This is a genomic window from Bacillus sp. FSL K6-4563 (assembly GCF_038630405.1).
Classification (GTDB): domain Bacteria; phylum Bacillota; class Bacilli; order Bacillales; family Bacillaceae; genus Bacillus; species Bacillus pumilus.
The window spans coordinates 1,857,671-1,876,701 of sequence record NZ_CP152030.1 but is presented as its reverse complement, the minus strand read 5'-3'; the positions used below and the strand labels follow the sequence as shown (position 1 = coordinate 1,876,701).

At 44.2% G+C, this 19,031-nt stretch carries 16 protein-coding genes; 13 read left to right on the top strand and 3 right to left on the bottom strand.

Annotated features, from left to right (window positions below):
• Positions 1-8 precede the first annotated feature (8 nt).
• The 9 genes from MHH54_RS09305 to MHH54_RS09265 all read left to right on the top strand — a co-directional run bounded on the left by MHH54_RS09305 (position 9) and on the right by MHH54_RS09265 (position 11,292).
• Positions 9-1,547, top strand: coding sequence for a family 10 glycosylhydrolase (locus MHH54_RS09305; RefSeq protein ID WP_342500211.1), 1,539 nt, complete (start codon positions 9-11; stop codon positions 1,545-1,547).
• A gap of 142 nt (positions 1,548-1,689) precedes the next feature.
• Entirely contained in the window at positions 1,690-2,832 is a 1,143-nt protein-coding gene (locus MHH54_RS09300) for an acyl-CoA dehydrogenase family protein (RefSeq protein WP_342500210.1), read from the top strand.
• A gap of 42 nt (positions 2,833-2,874) precedes the next feature.
• The gene (locus MHH54_RS09295) at positions 2,875-4,512 is read left to right on the top strand and encodes an AMP-binding protein (RefSeq protein WP_342500209.1); all 1,638 of its coding nucleotides are present in this window, start codon (positions 2,875-2,877) and stop codon (positions 4,510-4,512) included.
• An 8-nt stretch (positions 4,513-4,520) separates the two neighbouring features.
• Complete coding sequence (locus tag MHH54_RS09290) at positions 4,521-5,870, top strand: acetyl-CoA carboxylase biotin carboxylase subunit (RefSeq protein ID WP_342500208.1); 1,350 nt, start codon at positions 4,521-4,523, stop codon at positions 5,868-5,870.
• A complete protein-coding gene (locus tag MHH54_RS09285; protein WP_342500207.1) occupies positions 5,867-6,082 on the top strand; it encodes an acetyl-CoA carboxylase biotin carboxyl carrier protein subunit in 216 nt (71 codons plus the stop codon). The genes MHH54_RS09290 and MHH54_RS09285 overlap by 4 nt, the downstream gene beginning before the upstream one ends.
• Before the next feature lie 11 nt (positions 6,083-6,093).
• On the top strand, positions 6,094-7,002 hold the full coding sequence (locus tag MHH54_RS09280; RefSeq protein ID WP_003210822.1) for a hydroxymethylglutaryl-CoA lyase: 909 nt from the start codon (positions 6,094-6,096) through the stop codon (positions 7,000-7,002).
• A gap of 14 nt (positions 7,003-7,016) precedes the next feature.
• The gene (locus tag MHH54_RS09275) at positions 7,017-7,799 is read left to right on the top strand and encodes an enoyl-CoA hydratase (RefSeq protein ID WP_003211087.1); all 783 of its coding nucleotides are present in this window, start codon (positions 7,017-7,019) and stop codon (positions 7,797-7,799) included.
• A gap of 18 nt (positions 7,800-7,817) precedes the next feature.
• A complete protein-coding gene (locus MHH54_RS09270) occupies positions 7,818-9,341 on the top strand; it encodes an acyl-CoA carboxylase subunit beta (protein ID WP_003211285.1) in 1,524 nt (507 codons plus the stop codon).
• A 13-nt stretch (positions 9,342-9,354) separates the two neighbouring features.
• Positions 9,355-11,292, top strand: coding sequence for an AMP-binding protein (locus MHH54_RS09265; protein ID WP_003211454.1), 1,938 nt, complete (start codon positions 9,355-9,357; stop codon positions 11,290-11,292).
• 109 nt (positions 11,293-11,401) lie between these two features.
• Here MHH54_RS09265 and cysI read toward each other — a convergent pair whose 3' ends face one another.
• Complete coding sequence (cysI, locus tag MHH54_RS09260) at positions 11,402-13,120, bottom strand: assimilatory sulfite reductase (NADPH) hemoprotein subunit (RefSeq protein WP_003211384.1); 1,719 nt, start codon at positions 13,118-13,120, stop codon at positions 11,402-11,404.
• A gap of 37 nt (positions 13,121-13,157) precedes the next feature.
• Positions 13,158-14,978 carry an assimilatory sulfite reductase (NADPH) flavoprotein subunit gene (locus MHH54_RS09255; RefSeq protein ID WP_106035452.1) on the bottom strand — a complete coding sequence of 607 codons (1,821 nt, stop codon included), beginning with the start codon at positions 14,976-14,978 and terminating at the stop codon, positions 13,158-13,160.
• Between the two features lie 273 nt (positions 14,979-15,251).
• Here MHH54_RS09255 and MHH54_RS09250 point away from each other — a divergent pair, with 273 nt between their 5' ends.
• Positions 15,252-15,659, top strand: a complete 408-nt coding sequence (locus MHH54_RS09250) for a DUF3221 domain-containing protein (RefSeq protein ID WP_106032526.1) — start codon at positions 15,252-15,254, stop codon at positions 15,657-15,659.
• A 96-nt stretch (positions 15,660-15,755) separates the two neighbouring features.
• Here MHH54_RS09250 and MHH54_RS09245 read toward each other — a convergent pair whose 3' ends face one another.
• Positions 15,756-17,183: an aldehyde dehydrogenase family protein gene (locus MHH54_RS09245; RefSeq protein ID WP_342500903.1), complete on the bottom strand. Its 1,428-nt coding sequence runs from the start codon at positions 17,181-17,183 to the stop codon at positions 15,756-15,758.
• 211 nt (positions 17,184-17,394) lie between these two features.
• On the opposite strand from MHH54_RS09245, the gene MHH54_RS09240 reads away from it, so the two are divergent.
• From MHH54_RS09240 to MHH54_RS09230, 3 genes are read left to right on the top strand one after another with little or no spacing between them, the layout of a single operon-like run.
• Entirely contained in the window at positions 17,395-17,820 is a 426-nt protein-coding gene (locus MHH54_RS09240; RefSeq protein ID WP_012010174.1) for a DMT family transporter, read from the top strand.
• Positions 17,821-17,833: 13 nt separating this feature from the next.
• Positions 17,834-18,514, top strand: coding sequence for a Crp/Fnr family transcriptional regulator (locus MHH54_RS09235; RefSeq protein WP_342500902.1), 681 nt, complete (start codon positions 17,834-17,836; stop codon positions 18,512-18,514).
• Between the two features lie 21 nt (positions 18,515-18,535).
• Positions 18,536-19,021: a DMT family transporter gene (locus MHH54_RS09230; RefSeq protein WP_106035454.1), complete on the top strand. Its 486-nt coding sequence runs from the start codon at positions 18,536-18,538 to the stop codon at positions 19,019-19,021.
• Positions 19,022-19,031: the final 10 nt, after the last annotated feature.

Here is a 19,031-nt window from a genome sequence, read left to right as displayed (position 1 = left end):
TGCAAAAAATGGTGAAAAAGATCTGTATGACGTGTCTAACACTAATTTTAATGTTTGTATTCTTATTGATTCCTTCTAGCAGTCTAGCTCGTCCAATCCCAAAAGGGAAGCTTGAAAGCACAAGAGAGATGCGCGCAGTATGGATCGCATCGGTTTATAATTTAGATTGGCCTTCAAAGAAAGGGCTGCCTGTCAAAGAGCAAAAAGAAGAGTTTATTCATTTGTTAGATGAGATCAAAGCGATGAATATGAATGCCGTGATCATGCAAATTAAACCGACAGCAGATGCCTTTTACCCTTCGGCATACGGGCCGTGGTCCGAATATTTAACCGGCACGCAAGGGAAAGATCCCGGGTATGACCCGCTTGAATTCATGATCGAAGAAGCTCATAAACGCGGGCTCGAATTTCACGCTTGGTTTAACCCGTATCGCATCACAATGAATCATACCGATCTCAGCCGTTTATCAGCCGATCACCCGGCAAAAAAACATCCTGATTGGACCATTGCGTACGGAAATCAGCTTTATTTCAATCCAGGCATTCCAAAAGCTCAGGAGTTCATTGTCGGCGGTATAGAAGAAGTCGTGAAAAACTACGATATTGATGCAGTGCATATGGATGATTATTTTTACCCGAATAAAATAGCCGGTGTGCCGTTCCTAGATCAAGAAACGTATGAAACATATGGAAAAAAGGCATTTACGCATATAGAAGATTGGCGAAGAGATAATGTGAACCAATTGGTCAAGCAAATCAACGACACCGTGAAGAAAGTAAAGCCGTATGTGAAATTTGGTATTAGCCCATTTGGAGTATGGCGCAACATAAAGGATGACCCGACTGGTTCAAATACCACAGCAGGGATGACCAATTACGATGATTTGTATGCTGATACAAGAAAGTGGATTCAGCAGCATGATATCGATTATGTTACCCCGCAAATTTACTGGAGCATCGGTTTTCAGGCAGCCGCCTATGACGTGCTCACGAAATGGTGGTCAAATGAAGTGAAGGGAGAGCCTGTTCACCTGTACATTGGTCAGGCGACGTATAAAATTAATCAAAACAGTGATCCTGCTTGGTCAGATCCAGAAGAATACTTTCGGCAGATCCAGCTAAACAGACAGTCACCTCTCGTACAGGGAAGCATGCACTTTAGCCTAAAGGATATCAACCGTAACCCTTTGAATGTCAAAAATCGATTGATAGAAGATGCGTACCGTAAACCGGCTCTCATTCCAGAAATGCCTTGGCTTCATCAGAAAGCGCCAAAAAAACCAATCATTCAATCTATTAAAAAAACAGCAGATGGTGCAGCTTTACAGATCAAAAATGATCCGCAATCTACCGCATCCTATTATGCAGTCTATCGATTGACGACGAAAGGAACATATGAGTTGCTTCAAACTGTTAGAAAAGAAACTGGTACGCTGACATCCGTCAAAGATCTTTCAGTTCACCAGAATAAGAGTGTTACTTACAAAGTAACGGCTCTCAATCGTCTTCATCACGAAAGCAAACCTTCTACAAAAAGAGTGAGATAACGAAAAAGCATGAATGAGGATTTTCTTCGTTCATGCTTTTTTCTATTATTTTTGTTTTAATTTTCTGAATTCAGCCAAGCTTGGCATGAAGCAGCCACTTGATTAATAAATATGATAGAAAAGAGCCAAAGGGGGAAACACGATGGATTTTGAATTAACGAAAGAACAGCAAATGATTTGGCAGATGGTCAAAGAATTCGCCAAGGAAGAAATTGCACCACTCGCTCAAACCATTGATGAACAGGCTGTATTCCCAGCCCAAACTTTTCAAAAAATGGGGGAGCTCGGCTTGATGGGTATTCCTTTTCCAGAGAAATACGGAGGCTCAGGTGGAGATACAATCTCATATGCGCTCGCTGTAGAAGAAATCGGAAAACAGTGTGCCAGTACAGGTCTTAGCTATGCCGCGGCCGTTTCCTTAGGCGCAAGCCCGCTGTATTACTTCGGTACAGAGGAACAAAAAATGGATCACCTCGTCCCGCTGGCCTCTGGAACAGCACTCGGTTCCTTCGGATTAACGGAGCCAAATGCAGGATCAGATGCTAAAGGGACAAAAACAAAAGCGGTCAAAGACGGACAAGAATATGTGATTAGCGGGGAGAAATGCTGGATCACAAACGCCAATTTTGCCAGAACCATTATCGTTACCGCCGTATCGGATCACGATGAGCACGGCCGCCCGATCATTTCCGCCTTCATTGTAGAAAAAGGGCAAAAAGGGCTGACCATTACAAATCCATACGACAAAATGGGGGTGCGCGGTTCAGATACGGCTGAAATCATTTTAGACAACGTAAGTGTACCAGCTCATCATATATTAGGAGATCCAAACAAAGGCTTCAAGCAATTTTTATACACTTTAGACGGGGGGCGAATTTCGATTGCTGCCTTATCTGTTGGGATCGCACAAGCTGCACTAGATGCTTCTCTCTCCTATGCAAAGGAAAGAAAGCAATTTGGGCAGACCCTTTCTTCCTTCCAAGCCATTCAGTTTAAGCTGGCAGATATGGCGATGCAAATAGAACTCGCTAGACAAATGGTGTGGAAAGCCGCCTGGCTGAAAGATCATGGCAAGCCATTTACAAAAGAAGCTGCCTATGCCAAACTTTTCGCTTCAGAAATGGCGACAAAAGCAAGTCTTGATGCTGTCCAAATTCACGGAGGAACAGGCTATATGAAAGAGTGCGGGGTAGAACGGCTTGTGAGAGATGCCAAGCTCATGGAAATTGGAGAAGGCACCTCTGAAATTCAGCGTTTAGTCATCGCAAGACAATTGTTAGCTTAATCCTGTTATGAAAACGCTTACTATTGGTGGGGGAGGAAATTCATGATGTCGATTCATCCACAAACGATTGGCTCCCTATTAAAAGAGAAAAAGGAGCAGCACCCAGCACATGAAGCCATTGTGTATCCAGAACGTTCATTACGTTATTCATACGAAGTTTTTTTTAAAGAGGTCAAGGAAACAGGGAAAGGTCTTATGGCATTAGGCGTTCAAAAAGGAGATCATATCGCCATTATGGCACCCAATGTACCTGAATGGCTCATGCTGCAATTCGCCTGCGCTTCTATTGGAGCCGTTCTTGTCACCGTGAATACGAACTTTCAATCACAAGAACTCGCTTACTTACTAAAGCACTCTGATAGCAGCATGCTGTTTATCGTAGACGGGTTTAAAGAGACATCATATGTCAGAATGCTTGAAGACCTCATCCCAGAGCTCCAAACAGCTCATCAGGGCGAGATCACTTCAACAGCATTTCCATATTTAAAAAGTGTCGTCTATATTGGCGAGCGCACGCCAAAGGGCATGCGCAGCTGGGACAGTATTCAAGCTGCTGCCAAAAGAACGGAGGATGATGAATGGGAGAAACGAATGGAGGAGCTGACGCCTGATGACGTCATTAATATGCAATATACGTCAGGGACTACCGGCTACCCAAAAGGCGTCATGCTCAGCCATACAAACATCGTCTGCAATGCCAGTCAAATCGCAGATTGCATGAAGCTCACCCGTGAAGACCGCATGTGTATCCCCGTGCCGTTTTTTCATTGCTTTGGGTCTGTTCTTGGCGTACTTGCTTGTCTCGCAAAAGGTGGCACGATCATTCCAATTGAATCTTTCCACCCAGAGCGAGTCCTTCAAACAGTGGAAAAAGAGGAGTGCACGGTTCTTCACGGCGTCCCGACAATGTTCATTGCAGAGCTTGATCATCCGAATTTCCACAAGTACAATCTGTCTACATTACGCACCGGCATTATGGCAGGATCTCTATGCCCATCCCATGTGATGAAAGCCGTCATTGAACAAATGGGTCTGAAGGAGCTCACGATTGCCTACGGCCAGACTGAAAGCTCACCTGTCATTACCCAAACAAGAACGGATGATTCATTTGAAAGGCGGGTTCAAACAGTCGGCCGGGCGCTTCCTCACATCGAAGTGAAAATCACCGCCCCAGGTACCCCATATGAAGTACCAAGAGGAGAACAAGGCGAGCTGTGCACGAGAGGCTATCACGTGATGAAAGGCTACTATAAAAATGAAGAAGCCACAAATGAAGTCATTGATGAGGACGGGTGGCTTCATACAGGAGATTTAGCGGAGATGGATGAGGATGGCTATGTGATAATCACAGGACGGCTGAAAGATATGATCATTAGAGGCGGGGAAAATGTTTATCCAAAAGAGATTGAAGACGTTCTTTACACGCATCCAGCCATTCTTGATGCACAGGTCGTCGGTATTCCTGACGAGACTTACGGAGAAGAAGCCGCCGCATTCATTCGGCTCAAACAAGGTCACGCGGTGACGATTGAGACATTAACCAGCTACTGTCAGTCACAAATGGCACGCTACAAAATTCCGAAATATTTTTTCATCACAGACGAGTATCCGATGACCGCCTCAGGGAAGATTCAAAAATTTCGTCTGAAAAAACAGGCGCTTGATCTAATAAAGGAGTGAGGGCAGCGATGTTCAAAAAAGTATTGATCGCCAATCGAGGCGAAATTGCTCGTCGAATTATTCGGACTTGTAAAAGGCTCGGGATCAACACCGTGGCTGTTTATTCAGAGGCAGATCAGCATGCGCTTCATGTACAAGAAGCAGACAGCGCCTATCTGATTGGAGGTGCAAAAGTATCTGAAAGCTATTTAAACATGGAAGTGATTATCGAGGTAGCCAAGCAGACAAATACAGACGCCATCCACCCTGGGTATGGACTTTTATCAGAAAATGCCGCCTTTGCTGAACGGTGCCGCAGCGAAGGAATCGCTTTTATTGGTCCATCTGCACAGGTCATTCAGCGCATGGGGAATAAAATTGAAGCGAGAAAAACGATGGATCATACGGGAATCCCCATTGTACCTGGCGTTTCAGCACCTCTCCATGACGCAGAAGAAGGAATCAGTAAAGCGCAGTCACTCGGTTATCCGATCATGCTCAAGGCATCCAGCGGAGGCGGAGGTATCGGCATGCAGCTTGTCCGAAATGATGAGGAGCTGCGTAAAGCTTTTGAGGGAAATCAAAAAAGAGCGCAAAGTTTTTTTAACGACGGGACGCTTTATATGGAAAAGGTCATTGAAGACGCGCGGCACATTGAAATCCAGGTCCTTTTTGATTCATTCGGCCACGGGGTTCACTTATTTGAGCGCGACTGTTCACTCCAGAGAAGACACCAGAAAATCATCGAAGAAGCACCAGCTGCCTGTCTCGATGAATCCGTAAGACAAGAGATGGGACGGGTGGCGGTGAAAGCAGCCAAAGCCATTGGCTATGAAAATGCAGGGACAATTGAATGTTTAGTCGATCAAAACCAACAATTTTACTTTTTAGAGATGAACACGAGATTACAAGTAGAGCACCCTGTCACAGAAGAAATTACAGGTATTGATCTTGTCGAGGAGCAACTGAAAATCGCTGCATCAGAGCCGCTCTCCTTCAATCAGGAGGACATTCATCAAATCGGGCATGCCATCGAGGTCAGAATCTATGCGGAGGATCCCGTCACCTTTTATCCGTCACCAGGAACAATCACTCGGCTATCTATACCAGAAGCTCCCTATATACGCCATGAATCAAGTGTGACAAGCGGGAGCGACATTACCCCATATTACGATCCAATGATTGCGAAGATGGTCGTTTACGGTGACACACGAAAACTTGCAATAGAACGATTAAACGCTGCGTTACAAGCATATGAAATAAAAGGGATTAAAACCAACTTACCGCTTTTGAGGGAAATGGCTGGATCATCTGCTTTCTTACGTGGCAGCATCACAACCGATTTTCTCATGAAAAAAAGGGAGGGGAACCGTTCATGAAAACGGTCACGATACAAATGGCGGGAAACTTATGGAAGCTTCTTGTGAAACAAGGCGATGAAGTGCAAAAAGGGCAGGAGGTCGCTATCTTGGAATCAATGAAAATGGAGATTCCAATAGTGGCAGAAGAGGCAGGTGTCATCAGCAAAGTGTATAAAGCAGAGGGAGACTTTGTCGATGAAGGGGAGGTTCTTTTAGAGCTGACAGAATAGGAGGGAGCGAGATGGCATTACCAAAACGTGTACTTATTAGGGAGGTCGGCCCGCGGGACGGATTGCAAAATGAATCCACTTGGCTGGACACAAGTGAGAAGCAAAGATGGATTGAACTGCTCACAGCAGCCCGGCTCCCTTATATTGAAGTCACCTCATTTGTTCATCCTAAATGGGTCCCAGCCTTAAAAGATGCCAAAGAATTAGCCCAATCCTTACACAAAAAAGGAGACATCACCTATGCAGCACTCATTCCTAACGAAAAAGGTTTAGCTCACTTTTTTGAAGCAAATCTTGACACAGGCGCTATGTTTATCTCTTCGAGTGAAACGCATAACAAAAAGAATATGAATCAATCCATCCACGAAACACTTCCTGTCATCAAACAAATGACAGCTGATTTAAAAGCAGCTGGAAAACACACACGCGCATATATTTCCACCGTGTTTGGCTGCCCTTATGAACATCAAGTGCCAATGGATCAAGTATTGCGGTTAACGGATATGCTGCTTTCTTATGGCATTGATGAAATATCACTCGGCGACACCATTGGAGAAGCCCATCCGCTTCAAGTAGAAAGGCGCTTAGACATTTTACTTGAACGTTTTCCTGCTGATAAAATCGCTCTTCATTTTCATGATACGAAAGGGATGGGTCTTGCCAATATTTATACGGCATTAAAAGCGGGAATCACCACATTTGACGCCTCTAGCGGCGGGCTAGGCGGCTGTCCATATGCGCCTGGCTCTAGCGGAAATGTCGCGACAGAAGATGTCGTGCATATGCTTCAAAAACTAGGAATCGAAACCAATATCGATTTTCCAGCATTGATAAAAGCGGCAGAATGGATCGAAACAAAAGTAAATCGAACCCTGCCTAGTCATTGTTTACGTGCTTTTCACTCTCATACTACTTCATAAAGGATGAATGTGACATGACATCATTGGTCAATTTTACGATACAAGATGAACAGATTGGGATCATGACCTTAAACAGACCAGAACAAGCAAATTCCCTATCTGCTGCGATGCTTGAGGAGATCAATCAACTCATTCAAGAAATCAAACATGATGAAAGCATCCGCTGCCTGCTCATGACAGGAGCTGGTTCTAACGTTTTTTGCGCAGGTGCTGATTTAAAAGAGCGACGATTGATGACAGAAGAAGAAGCAAAAGCGGCAGTTCTGTCAATTCAGCAAACCTTTACAGAAATTGAATCCCTTCCTGTACCTGTCATTGCCGTCATGAACGGAATCGCACTTGGCGGAGGACTTGAGCTCGCGCTAGCTTGTGATATTCGCATCGCACGAGCCGGAGCAAGACTCGGTCTGCCAGAAACAGGACTAGCTATCATACCAGGGGCAGGAGGGACGCAGCGGCTTCCGCGTGTCGTCGGACTCGGTAAAGCAAAAGAACTGATTTTCACAGGTGCTTCATTACAAGCTGAAGAAGCCATTCAAATTGGACTAATTGAGCACCTCTCTTTAGGAGATTCCCTTATGAATGACGCCATTTCTCTCGCAAAACAAATCGCCAAAAACGGCCCAATTGCTCTAAAAGAAGCGAAACGAGCGATTCAAATGAGTCTTGATCACGATCTGCGTACAGGTTTGATGAAGGAATACGAAGCCTATGTACGGCTCATTGATACAGAAGATCGAATGGAGGGCCTTCAAGCTTTCCAAGAAAAACGAACGCCTCAATACAGAGGCAACTAGCAAGAAAGGGGACTGGGCATGATCGAAGAATATGAAGTGAAAAAACAGCGAATTGTCAAAGGAGGAGCCGAACGATACCATCAAAAAAACAAAGAAAAAGGAAAATTGTTCGTCCGTGACCGGCTCCAGTTGCTATTAGATCAGGATTCGTTCATTGAGGATGCGATGTTTGCCGAGTGTAAAGATGAGCATTTACCAGCAGATGGTGTTGTCACAGGGACAGGGCAGATGAATGGGCAAACCGTATGCGTTATGGCAAATGATTCTACTGTCAAAGCTGGATCATGGGGCGTCAAAACGGTAGAAAAAATCATTAGAATCCAAGAAACAGCGGAAAAGCTCAACTGCCCGATGCTGTATTTAGTCGACTCTGCGGGTGCAAGAATCACCGATCAAATTGCAATGTTTCCAGGCAGAAGGGGAGCGGGACGCATTTTTTATAACCAGGTGAAGCTGTCTGGACGTATCCCGCAAGTTTGTTTACTATTTGGTCCTTCTGCGGCAGGAGGTGCTTACATTCCTGCTTTTTGTGACATCGTTGTGATGGTCGAAGGGAATGCCTCGATGTATTTAGGCTCTCCGAGAATGGCCGAAATGGTGATTGGAGAAAAAGTAACACTTGAAGAAATGGGCGGGGCAAACATGCACTGTAGCATATCCGGATGTGGTGATATTTTAGCCAAAACCGAGGAAGAAGCAATTCAAATCGCTCGCGACTATTTAACCTACATGCCTGCCAACTATACAGAGAAACCAAAACCGGCAGCCGCAAAAGCACCTAAAGCATCTGAGATGACCATCCAAGGCCTTATTCCTAAAGGGCAAAATACCCCTTTTGATATGTATCAGCTCATTGATTTACTCATTGATGAAGGATCATTTTTTGAAATTAAAAAACTGTTTGCCGCAGAGCTGATCACAGGCTTTGGCCGAATGAACGGGCAGCCTGTCGGTCTTATTGCTAACCAGCCGAGGGTAAAAGGCGGGGTGCTGTTCCATGACTCAGCTGATAAAGCCGCTAAGTTTATTCAGCTATGTGACGCCTTTCATATCCCGCTCCTTTTCCTTGCGGATATACCGGGATTTATGATCGGAACAAAAGTGGAACAAGCTGGTATTATCAGACACGGGGCGAAAATGATCTCCGCTATGTCAGAGGCAACCGTTCCGAAAATATCAGTCATTGTGCGTAAAGCATACGGTGCAGGTCTATATGCAATGGCAGGACCAGCGTTTGAACCAGACTGCTGTCTCGCTCTTCCATCGGCACAAATTGCTGTCATGGGACCAGAAGCGGCTGTAAATGCTGTCTATGCAAATAAGATTGCTGAATTGCCTGCTGAAGAGAGAGCTGCATTTATCCATGAGAAACGCAAGGAATATCAAGAAGATATGAATATATATGAGCTTGCTTCTGAAATGATTGTCGACGGCGTCATCCCGTTCGACCACTTGCGAGATGAGCTTTGTCATCGCTTCCAAGCCTATTCCTCAAAAGAGATGACATTTACAAGACGAAAACATCCGGTTTATCCGGTCTAAAGGGGGCACCCTCATGATGAACCTGAAACCAGCATGGATACCGGAAGAGCAAATGATCAAACAGACACGTCTTTACAAATGGATGTACTCACTTGGTTTTTCTACTTATGATGCATTCTACAAAGCTAGTGTCGAGCGTACCGATTGGTTTTGGAGAGAAGCCGAAAAGGCGGTCGGTATCAAGTGGAAGATGCCGTACGAAGCCGCATTAGGTCAAGATTCACTCATGTGGCCGAACTGGTATAAAGGCGGTCAACTCAACATAACCGAAACGGCCGTGGACAAATGGGCAGAGAACGAAGATGCGCAGCATCAGCCAGCCGTGATTTGGAAAAACGAGATGGGCGAAGAGAGGAAATGGACGTATCTCGATCTTCAGGAAAAGGTGAATCGCCTCGCTGCTGGCTTTTTGAAGAATGGGCTTCAAAAAGGAGATGTGGCAGTCATTTATATGCCGATGCTTCCTGAAACGGTCGCTGTCATGCTAGCCTTTGCGAAAATTGGCGTTATCTTTAGCCCCGTCTTCTCCGGGTATGGAAGCGAGCCTCTTGCCGTACGTATTCGTGCGTCAAGTGCAGCCATTGTCGTCACAGGCTCAGGCATGACGCGCCGCGGGAAGAAGATCAATATGCGGGAATGTGCAGCAGAAGCCATAGGCAAAACCACGACCGTCAAAACCGTCATTGTACACACTTCCTCTGACACTGAATATGAAGGAGATATTAGGTTAAACGATTTGTTAAAAGAAGACCCGATAAGTGAAACGACCTATCTCTCAAATGAAGAGCCTCTCATGATCTTATACACTTCTGGAACGACTGGTACGCCAAAAGGAGCAGTCCATACACACGCAGGATTCCCTGTAAAAGCAGCTTTTGATGCCGGTCTTTGTATGGACGTTGCAAAAGGAGACCGCTTGTTTTGGCTCACAGACATGGGCTGGATGATGGGGCCATTTCTCGTCTTTGGGGGCTTGATCAATGGAGCTGCGATTGTTTTATATGACGGCGCACCCGATTATCCAGATGAACAGCACCTCTGGTCATTCATTCACGAGCAAAAGGTCACCCACTTTGGGCTTTCTCCTACGTTTGTTCGATCTGCGATGCAGCAAAATCTTGCAGGTATAAAGTTGCCGCATGTCAAAGCCATCATTTCTACAGGTGAGCCGTGGAATGAAGCACCATGGCAATGGCTTTTTGACAAAATCGGTCATAAGCATATTCCAATTCTAAACTATTCGGGAGGAACAGAAGTCTCAGGCGGAATTGTAGGAAGTACGCTGCTTCGCCCAATTAAGCCAGTCCTTTTTAATGCGGCGATTTTAGGAATGGCAGCTGATGTATATAATGAAGCAGGTCAGAGCGTCATAAATGAAGTAGGAGAGCTCGTTGTGAAAAAGCCATGGGTTGGCATGACATGTGGGTTTTGGAAAGATCCTAAGCGTTATGAAGATACGTATTTCAAACGATTTGATGGGGTATGGACACATGGGGATTGGGTGGTGCAATCAGAGGATGGCACGTTTCATATCACTGGCAGATCAGATGATGTCATTAATACAGCAGGAAAACGAGTCGGTCCAGCAGAAATTGAATCCATTCTTGTCGGACACCCAGCTGTACACGAGGCAGCAGTGATTGGGGTAAAGGATGAGGTGAAGGGGGAGGCACTCGTGTGCTTCATCGTGACCAGCCCGCAGTCTTGTGACGAAACAAAACTGATTCAAGAGCTCAAAACTCATGTTGGTTCATATGCAGGAAAAGCGCTCACGCCAAAGGAAATTCATCTTATTTCAGCTTTACCGAAAACAAGAAACGGAAAAATCGTCCGGCGTTTATTAAAAGGAGCTTATGAACAGCAGCCTTCACCAGATCTTTCTTCTTTAGACAATCCTCATGTGTACAAAAGCATTTGCGAGTACTTGAAACGGAAACAGAACAGCATGTAAACAAGCCCTTGCATCGGTGTTCAGGTCTGCGTGCCGGTACTCGTTCTTCCTAGGGCTGCAAAGATTTTCTATCACACTGAAAAAAGACAGGAGAGTGTCCTGTCTTTTTCTATTGCACATGAAAATTCGTGCCATCTGTTGTTTCTTTGACAATCCCTGCCCGAACGACAAAATCACCGAAATGTTCTTGGTCTTCTCGTTCTTTTGCATAGCGGGGGAGAAGAGAGCCAAGCTCGTTTAAAATCTCTTCCTCACCAACATTTTCACGGTACAGCTTACTTAATCTGCTGCCATCAAACGCAGCGCCAAGATACATGTTGTATTTGCCAGGTGATTTGCCGATAAAGCCAATTTCACCTAGCGCATGACGGGCACATCCATTTGGACAACCAGTCATACGAATCGTGATTTCTTTATCACTTAAGCCGTTTTCTTCGACAATCTCTTCAATTTTGTCAATCAAGCGTGGGAGGTAGCGTTCTGCTTCTGCCATCGCTAAGCCGCATGTTGGAAGAGAAACACAGGCCATTGAACTGCGGCGGAGTGCAGAGTGCTGCTGACCATCTGATAAGCCGAACTCCTGAATGAGCTGCTCGATTTGTTTCTTTTTATGAGAAGTGACATTTCCAATGATCAAATTTTGATTCGCTGTTAAGCGGAAGTCACCTGAATGAATCTTTGCGATTTCACGAATACCTGTCATCAGCGGATAATCATCATAATCTATGATGCGTCCGCCTTCTACAAACATCGTATAATGCCATCTGCCATTGATGCCTTTTACCCAGCCATAGCGGTCCCCATTATGATCAAAGTGATAACCTCTTGCGTCTAAAAGGGCAAACCCGAGGCGGCGTTCCAGCTCTTCTTTTACATTCTCAAGACCAAGGCGGTCCACTGTATATTTAAAACGGGCATTTTTTCGCACCGAACGGTTTCCATAGTCACGCTGAATGGTAATCACTTGTTTCGCAATCTCTACAACTTGTTCCGGTGTACAAAAGCCAATCACTTTTGCAAGCTGAGGATAGGTGGCTGTATCACCATGAGTCATGCCCATTCCGCCGCCAATTGCGACATTAAAGCCGATCAATTGCTCATTTTCGATGATCGCAATGAAGCCTAAATCCTGCGAAAAGACATCAATATCATTAGCAGGAGGGACCGCCACACCAATTTTGAATTTCCTTGGTAAATAAAGCGGGCCATACATCGGTTCAACTTCCGTATCTGGCGTTGCCGCAACCTTTTCCTCATCAAGCCAAATTTCGTGATACGCCCTTGTTTGCGGGAGCAGGTCATCACTTAATTTTTTCGCCAGCTCGTAGACATCATGGTGCACTTCTGATTGATAGGGGTTTGATGTACACATGACATTCCGGTTCACGTCGCCGCAAGCAGCAATTGTATCAAGCATAGTAGAATGAATGTCTTGTATGGTTTTTTTCATGTTCCATTTTAAAATACCGTGAAGCTGAAAAGTTTCACGAGTAGTCAGCTTTAACGTACCGTTTCCGTATGTGTGAGCAAGCTCATCCATCACTAGCCACTGCTTAGATGTGGCGATTCCTCCAGGCAGGCGTACGCGCAGCATAAATTGATAGGCTGGCTCAAGTTTTTGTTTCTGCCGTTCATTTCTGAGGTCTCGATCATCCTGTAAATAGCTGCCGTGATGCTTCATCAGGCGATTGTCATCATCAGGAATTCCCGCTGAAATCGGATCAAGCATTACTTCTTTTAACGTACCCCGTAAATAATCACTTTTTTCTTTGATTTCTTCTACGTCGCTCGGAGGTCCATCCGGCGCTGTTAATGCTGTCTTCACCATGTAAGTAAAAGCTCCTTTCTTTCAAGCATCAAGTCCATTAATATACGTCGCGCTGATAGCGTTTTTGCTGCTGCAAGTTAGCTAGATAGCTTTCTGCTTTCTCTTTGCTCATCGCTCCTTCTTCTTGGATAATCGATAGAAGCGTATGATGAACATCATGCGCCATATGCTTTTCATCTCCGCAAACATATACATAGGCACCTTGCTCCAGCCATTCGAATAATTCTTTACTTTGCTTCTTCATTTGATGCTGAACATATACTTTTTCCTCTGAATCTCTAGAAAAGGCCACATCCATTTTCGTTAAGACGCCATCTTTTAACCACTTTTGCCATTCGGTTTGATATAAGAAGTCCGTCACAAAGTGCTGATCGCCGAAGAATAACCACGATTTTCCGCTTGCACCGATTTCTTCTCGTTCCTGCATAAACGAACGGAAAGGGGCGATACCTGTACCTGGCCCCACCATAATGATCGGTGCATCAGGGTTTTCAGGAAGCTTAAAGTTTTGATTGTGCTGAATATAAACAGGCAGCGTATCACCTGGCTCTAAGCGCTCTGCACATAGAATGGAGCAGACACCTTGACGTTCTCTCCCGTGCGCATCATATCTCACAGCACCGATCGTCAAATGAACCTCTTCTTCATTCGCTTTCAGGCTGCTTGCAATCGAATAAAGGCGGGCAGGAATTTTTCTTAAAATCGCAGTAAAGTCTGCGGCTGTTCCTTCAAAAGGACCGAAGTCGCGCGCAGCATCGACTAAATCTCTTCCTGCTAAATACGCTTTTAACTTTTCTTCATTTCCTTCTTCTAAAAGGGCATGGAGAGCTTCATTTTTCGTCAAGTCCGCCAACTTTTGAAGAAGGGGTTTTGTTAATACTGTAATCTCAAAATGTGAGGTAAGTGCTTCTTTTAAAGGAAGAGTGTCACCGTTTTTATGAACAGTTACGGCTTCGTCTGCATTCCATCCACATGTTGTGATCAGTTCATCAACAAGCGCAGGATCATTTGTTGGATAAATTCCAAGGCTGTCACCCGGTTCATACACAAGTCCTGATCCTTCTAGTGAAAGCTCCAAATGGCGGGTCTCTTTGTTAGAGCCGCGACCATTTAGATTGATATTTTCAAGAACTTCCGCATAAAAAGGATTCGTTCTTGAGTATTCAGTAGCTGCTGTTTGGTTGCTCTCTCCTGCTGATTCTTGCGGGAAGGCTGCGGCTTCACCTTCGCTAAGTGACGATGTCACCCCTTGAAGCCATTCCGAAAACGGCTCATCATAATCAAGGTCACAATCCACTCGATCTGTCAGGCGCGTTCCGCCAAGCTCTTTGAAGCGCTCATCAAATTCTTTTCCAGTCTGACAGAAGAATTCGTAGGAGCTGTCGCCTAGCGATAAAACAGAAAAGCTTAAATGATCAAGCTTTGGCGCACGTCTGCCGTGGACATATTCATGGAAAGAAAGGGCATTATCAGGCGGATCTCCCTCGCCATGTGTGCTGACGATCATCAGTAAATTGTGTATTTTTTTCAGATTATTTGGTTTAAAATCTGACATAGAAGAGAGCGTCACTTGAAAACCTTTCTCCTCAAGATGCTGCGCTGTCTTTTTCGCTAATCCTTCAGAATTACCTGTTTGTGAGCCATAAATGACGGTAACATCTTTACTGACAGGCTGCGCAGGTACTGCGGCAGAAGGAGAAGGGGCTAGAGTAGCTGTTTCTGATCCGGTTAGAGCTGCCTGTGCTGATAAATAACCGGTAAGCCAAATTTTTTGTTGATCTGTTAAAGTCGGAAGCAGCTGATTAAGCAAGTCTGCCTGCTGCTGACTAAACGGACTGTTCAATACATGAAGTTGCAACGATATCCACCTCACAAGGAATATAAACATAGATTAATTCGATAGGAATTATATATATAGGTTCAATTTGAACTTTACCGAAAGTTTGCCATTAAGTAAAATATATAATATTGATTGTCATGATTAACATTTCTAATACCTTTACAAGGTAAATGAACTTGAGGGTAAATCGGTTTAACTGTATAAAGCATCTTAAGAAAAATGGGTCGTTTTGTTCTAAGAATGCTAGCATGAAGAAGCGATCGCAAAGAATTGAAAAGGGGTGAATGAAATTTGATACAGCTAAAGTTTAAAAAAATAAAATGTTTTCGGCTTGTCATCTTGATTTTTCTCATTTTATTAGTAGCGTGCAATTCTCCGAAGGGAAATATAAAGGATTCATACAATCAGAATAAAACAACAGCACCTTTTTCAAAAAAAGGCATACTGCTATGTAAAGAGGAGACGAGTTTACTTCTTATAAACAATAAAACGCCTCTAAAAAGCGATGATTCGTTGAATACTCATCTACTTATTGATAAGTATAAAGATGATCTCATCATTATCGATTTAACGAAAGTAGATTCTAAAGAGCTGTCACAGGGACAAACGATTGAGATTTGGTTTGATGAGTTACAAGAATCGTTTCCTCCAAAAGCAACCGTCGAAAAATACAAAATCATTATGGATAAGAAAAAATAAGAGAGTAGTAAGCAGTTCTTAAAATTCGAAATGGGTTCTTATTGATTAAATAAAAAGGGGAGAAAAACCCTAGAGTTTTTCTCCCTCCTCAAAAAATTATGCCGTTGGAAGTCCCATCACAGCTTTCACTTCTAAATATTCCTCGATGCCGAAGTCTCCCCATTCTCTTCCGATACCTGATTGCTTGAAGCCGCCAAATGGGGCAAAGTAATCTGTTTCGGCATTGTTAATGGTGATTTGGCCAGCACGAATATGTTCAGCGACATATTTTAATGTTTTTTCATCTTTTCCAACAACATACCCAGCAAGGCCATACACTGTATCATTGGCGATCTCAAGGGCATGATCCAGGTCCTGATACGTGATGACACTCATGACCGGTCCAAAAATTTCTTCTTGTGCAATGGTCATGTCATTTTTCACATTGGTGAAAATGGTATGCTTGGCGAAATATCCTTTATCGATTCCGTCCGGCTTTCCAGTTCCCCCTGCAAGAAGGGTAGCACCTTCTTCGATTCCTTTTTCAATATAAGATTGCACGGTATCCCATTGCTTTTTAGATACAAGCGGGCCTGTAGCATGATCTTCTCTCGGATCACCCACTGTAAACTTCGGCAGGGCGTTCAGCAGCGCTTTTTCAAACTTGTCTTTCATTGATTCTGGAATAAGCACACGCGTAGCTGCAGAACACACTTGACCTGTATTCATCGCAATATGATGAACAGCGGTTTCTGCTGCTACATCCACATCTGCATCATCTAAGACGATAAGAGGGGATTTCCCGCCAAGCTCAAGAGCCACTTTCTTCACGTTGTCCGCCGCGTTTTCCATAATTTTAGAGCCAACAGCACCTGATCCAGTAAATGAAACAAAGTCAATATCAGGATGTGAGCTAATGCCGTCACCAATCACGTCACCCGTTCCGTTTACTAAGTTGAAGACTCCTTTCGGTACACCAGCTTCATCAATAATTTCTGCAAGAATCATCGCAGCAAATGGTGTAATTTCCGCTGGCTTTAAGACAACTGGTGAGCCTGCCGCAATGGCACCTGCGATTTTAAGAGATGTCTGATTCGTTGGGAAGTTCCACGGTGTAATCAATCCGCTGACGCCAATCGCTTCTTTTATAATGGTATGTCCGCCGCGGTCCTCTGTAAATGTATAAGATTTAAGTGCTTCCGCTGCTTTAGAAAAATGTTCATAGCCCATTTTGTAATGAACTTCTTCGGATACTTTTAGCGGTGCACCGAGCTCTTGTGTCATCACTTCTACAAGTTCATCTTTGCGTTTTTCGTAGCCGCGCACAATGTTTTCCAGCATTTTCACTCGGTCATTTCGAGATGTTTTGGAGAAAGAAGGGAAGGCGGCACGAGCTGCTTTCACTGCCTTATCTAAATCTTCTTTTGTTCCTAAGCTAATGGTGCCAATGACTTCCTCTGTCGCAGGGTTGATGACCTCCGTCGTTTCGTTTCCTGTTGATGCAACCCATTCTCCGTTAATAAAATGTTTCTCTTGATTTCTCATTCTGACATGTCTCCTTTTTGTATGTGATTCATTCAATATTCTGTTTTCAGCTAATATAAAACTGTACCCACTGTGAAAAATCTAAAACGAACAAACTGCAAAAGAAAAAGTTTCTGATATAATACGCAAAATGGGACATATGTCCTTTTCAACCGGCAGGCATGTATCATTTAATGGAACTAGACTGAAAAAAGAAGGAGCTTTTGAACGAATGAAAGGTGTTATTTTCGCTTTATTAGGAGGCGCTTGTATTACACTACAAGGCGTAGCCAATGCAAGAATTAGCCAGGATATCGGCACATGGCAGGCAGCCACCATCACGCAGCTGACCGGCTTTATCATCTCGCTCGTCATTTTACTCATCGTACGAGACGGACACTTCAGAGAATATCGAAAGGTGCAGCCACTTTATTTAATAGGCGGCGCATTTGCAGCGATTATTATTTTTAATGAAGTCACTGCGATTCAAATAATCGGTGTGACACTCACTATCGCAGCTTTACTCATTGCACAGCTTGCTTTTACCTTTGCAATCGATGCAAAAGGATGGTTTGGTGTTCAGAAAAAGAAAATGAAATGGCCACATTATGCAGGAATTTTATTGATGGTCACAGGCGTGATCATTTTAAAACTATAAAGGAGGGCGTCAGATGGAGGAGCTTCAAGATGAATCTCTTTTTGCCTCATATATGAAGGCACATCAATTAGAAAGTGTCTTTCATCAAAAGCTCATATCACACGTAAGTTTGTGGCGCTATGAGCAAGGGGAGCTCGTTTGTTCAAAAGGGGATAAGAGGGAGTACCTGTACTTGTTAGTGAAAGGAAAATTAAAGATTTTCACTACCACAAAGGAAGGGAAAACCTTTATTCTTAGCTTTAAACATCCCCTTGAAGCGATTGGAGATATCGAATACGTTCAGCAGACGGACATGGTCAATACAGTCGAAGCGGTCACAGAAGTACATATGTTAAGGATTTCTCATCAAGCGCTCATGCGCCATGCGAAGGATGACCCGCGCATGCTAACCTTTCTGCTAAAAGGGATCACAAACAAATTTTATACAAAATCAAACGATTTGAGTTTCCACCTGTTATATCCTGTGGAGGTCAGGCTTGCAAGCTACTTATTGTCTGTTGTCACAGATGACGACAACGCGAGCGCCCTTCGTCTCACTGATGCGGCAAGCTTAATCGGTACGAGCTACCGTCATATTAACCGAGTCATTCAGCAATTCTGTGAAAAAGGGCTGATAGAAAGGCAGAGAGGAAAGATTACGATTTGTGACCGCAAAGGGCTCCTAGAAATAGCCGAGCACAACATTTATGAATAGAGGAAATGAAGGGATTTATATATGATCATAGGAATAGTATTAGCCATCACGGCTGGCGCACTCGTCAGCTTACAAACCATTTTTAACAGTAAGGTCAACGAGCACACAGGCTCTTGGTCAACGACAACCCTCGTTCTTGGAATGGGCTTTATTGCTTCACTCCTGATGGGGCTCTTACTAGAGGGGACTGGCATGTTTCGATTAAGACATATGGAAGCATGGTACTGGATCAGCGGGGCCATTGGGGTAGGTGTGGTCATTTGTCTTGTTCAAAGTATCAAACGTCTTGGACCGACTTATGGCATCTCGATTGTCCTCACGTCACAGCTCGGCTGCGCGCTTTTGTTTGATTCGCTTGGCTGGCTTGGGTTAGAAAAAGTAGAATTCTCTTTGACAAAACTTTTAGGTGTTATTGTGATTGTTGCTGGAATCTTGGTGTTTAAATTGACCAAATTGGAGTCAGCTGAAGAGCAGCAATCGCAAGAAAAAGGGCTGCCACAGGAGTAGCTGCCCTACT

What these genes read in the sequence shown, in the direction of transcription:
- MHH54_RS09305 (WP_342500211.1), top strand. Translation starts at nt 9, where the DNA reads ATGGTGAAAAAGATCTGTATGACGTGTCTAACACTAATTTTAATGTTT.
- MHH54_RS09300 (WP_342500210.1), top strand. Translation starts at nt 1,690, where the DNA reads ATGGATTTTGAATTAACGAAAGAACAGCAAATGATTTGGCAGATGGTC.
- MHH54_RS09295 (WP_342500209.1), top strand. Translation starts at nt 2,875, where the DNA reads ATGATGTCGATTCATCCACAAACGATTGGCTCCCTATTAAAAGAGAAA.
- MHH54_RS09290 (WP_342500208.1), top strand. Translation starts at nt 4,521, where the DNA reads ATGTTCAAAAAAGTATTGATCGCCAATCGAGGCGAAATTGCTCGTCGA.
- MHH54_RS09285 (WP_342500207.1), top strand. Translation starts at nt 5,867, where the DNA reads ATGAAAACGGTCACGATACAAATGGCGGGAAACTTATGGAAGCTTCTT.
- MHH54_RS09280 (WP_003210822.1), top strand. Translation starts at nt 6,094, where the DNA reads ATGGCATTACCAAAACGTGTACTTATTAGGGAGGTCGGCCCGCGGGAC.
- MHH54_RS09275 (WP_003211087.1), top strand. Translation starts at nt 7,017, where the DNA reads ATGACATCATTGGTCAATTTTACGATACAAGATGAACAGATTGGGATC.
- MHH54_RS09270 (WP_003211285.1), top strand. Translation starts at nt 7,818, where the DNA reads ATGATCGAAGAATATGAAGTGAAAAAACAGCGAATTGTCAAAGGAGGA.
- MHH54_RS09265 (WP_003211454.1), top strand. Translation starts at nt 9,355, where the DNA reads ATGATGAACCTGAAACCAGCATGGATACCGGAAGAGCAAATGATCAAA.
- cysI (WP_003211384.1), bottom strand. Translation starts at nt 13,120, where the DNA reads ATGGTGAAGACAGCATTAACAGCGCCGGATGGACCTCCGAGCGACGTA.
- MHH54_RS09245 (WP_342500903.1), bottom strand. Translation starts at nt 17,183, where the DNA reads ATGAGAAATCAAGAGAAACATTTTATTAACGGAGAATGGGTTGCATCA.
- MHH54_RS09240 (WP_012010174.1), top strand. Translation starts at nt 17,395, where the DNA reads ATGAAAGGTGTTATTTTCGCTTTATTAGGAGGCGCTTGTATTACACTA.
- MHH54_RS09235 (WP_342500902.1), top strand. Translation starts at nt 17,834, where the DNA reads ATGGAGGAGCTTCAAGATGAATCTCTTTTTGCCTCATATATGAAGGCA.
- MHH54_RS09230 (WP_106035454.1), top strand. Translation starts at nt 18,536, where the DNA reads ATGATCATAGGAATAGTATTAGCCATCACGGCTGGCGCACTCGTCAGC.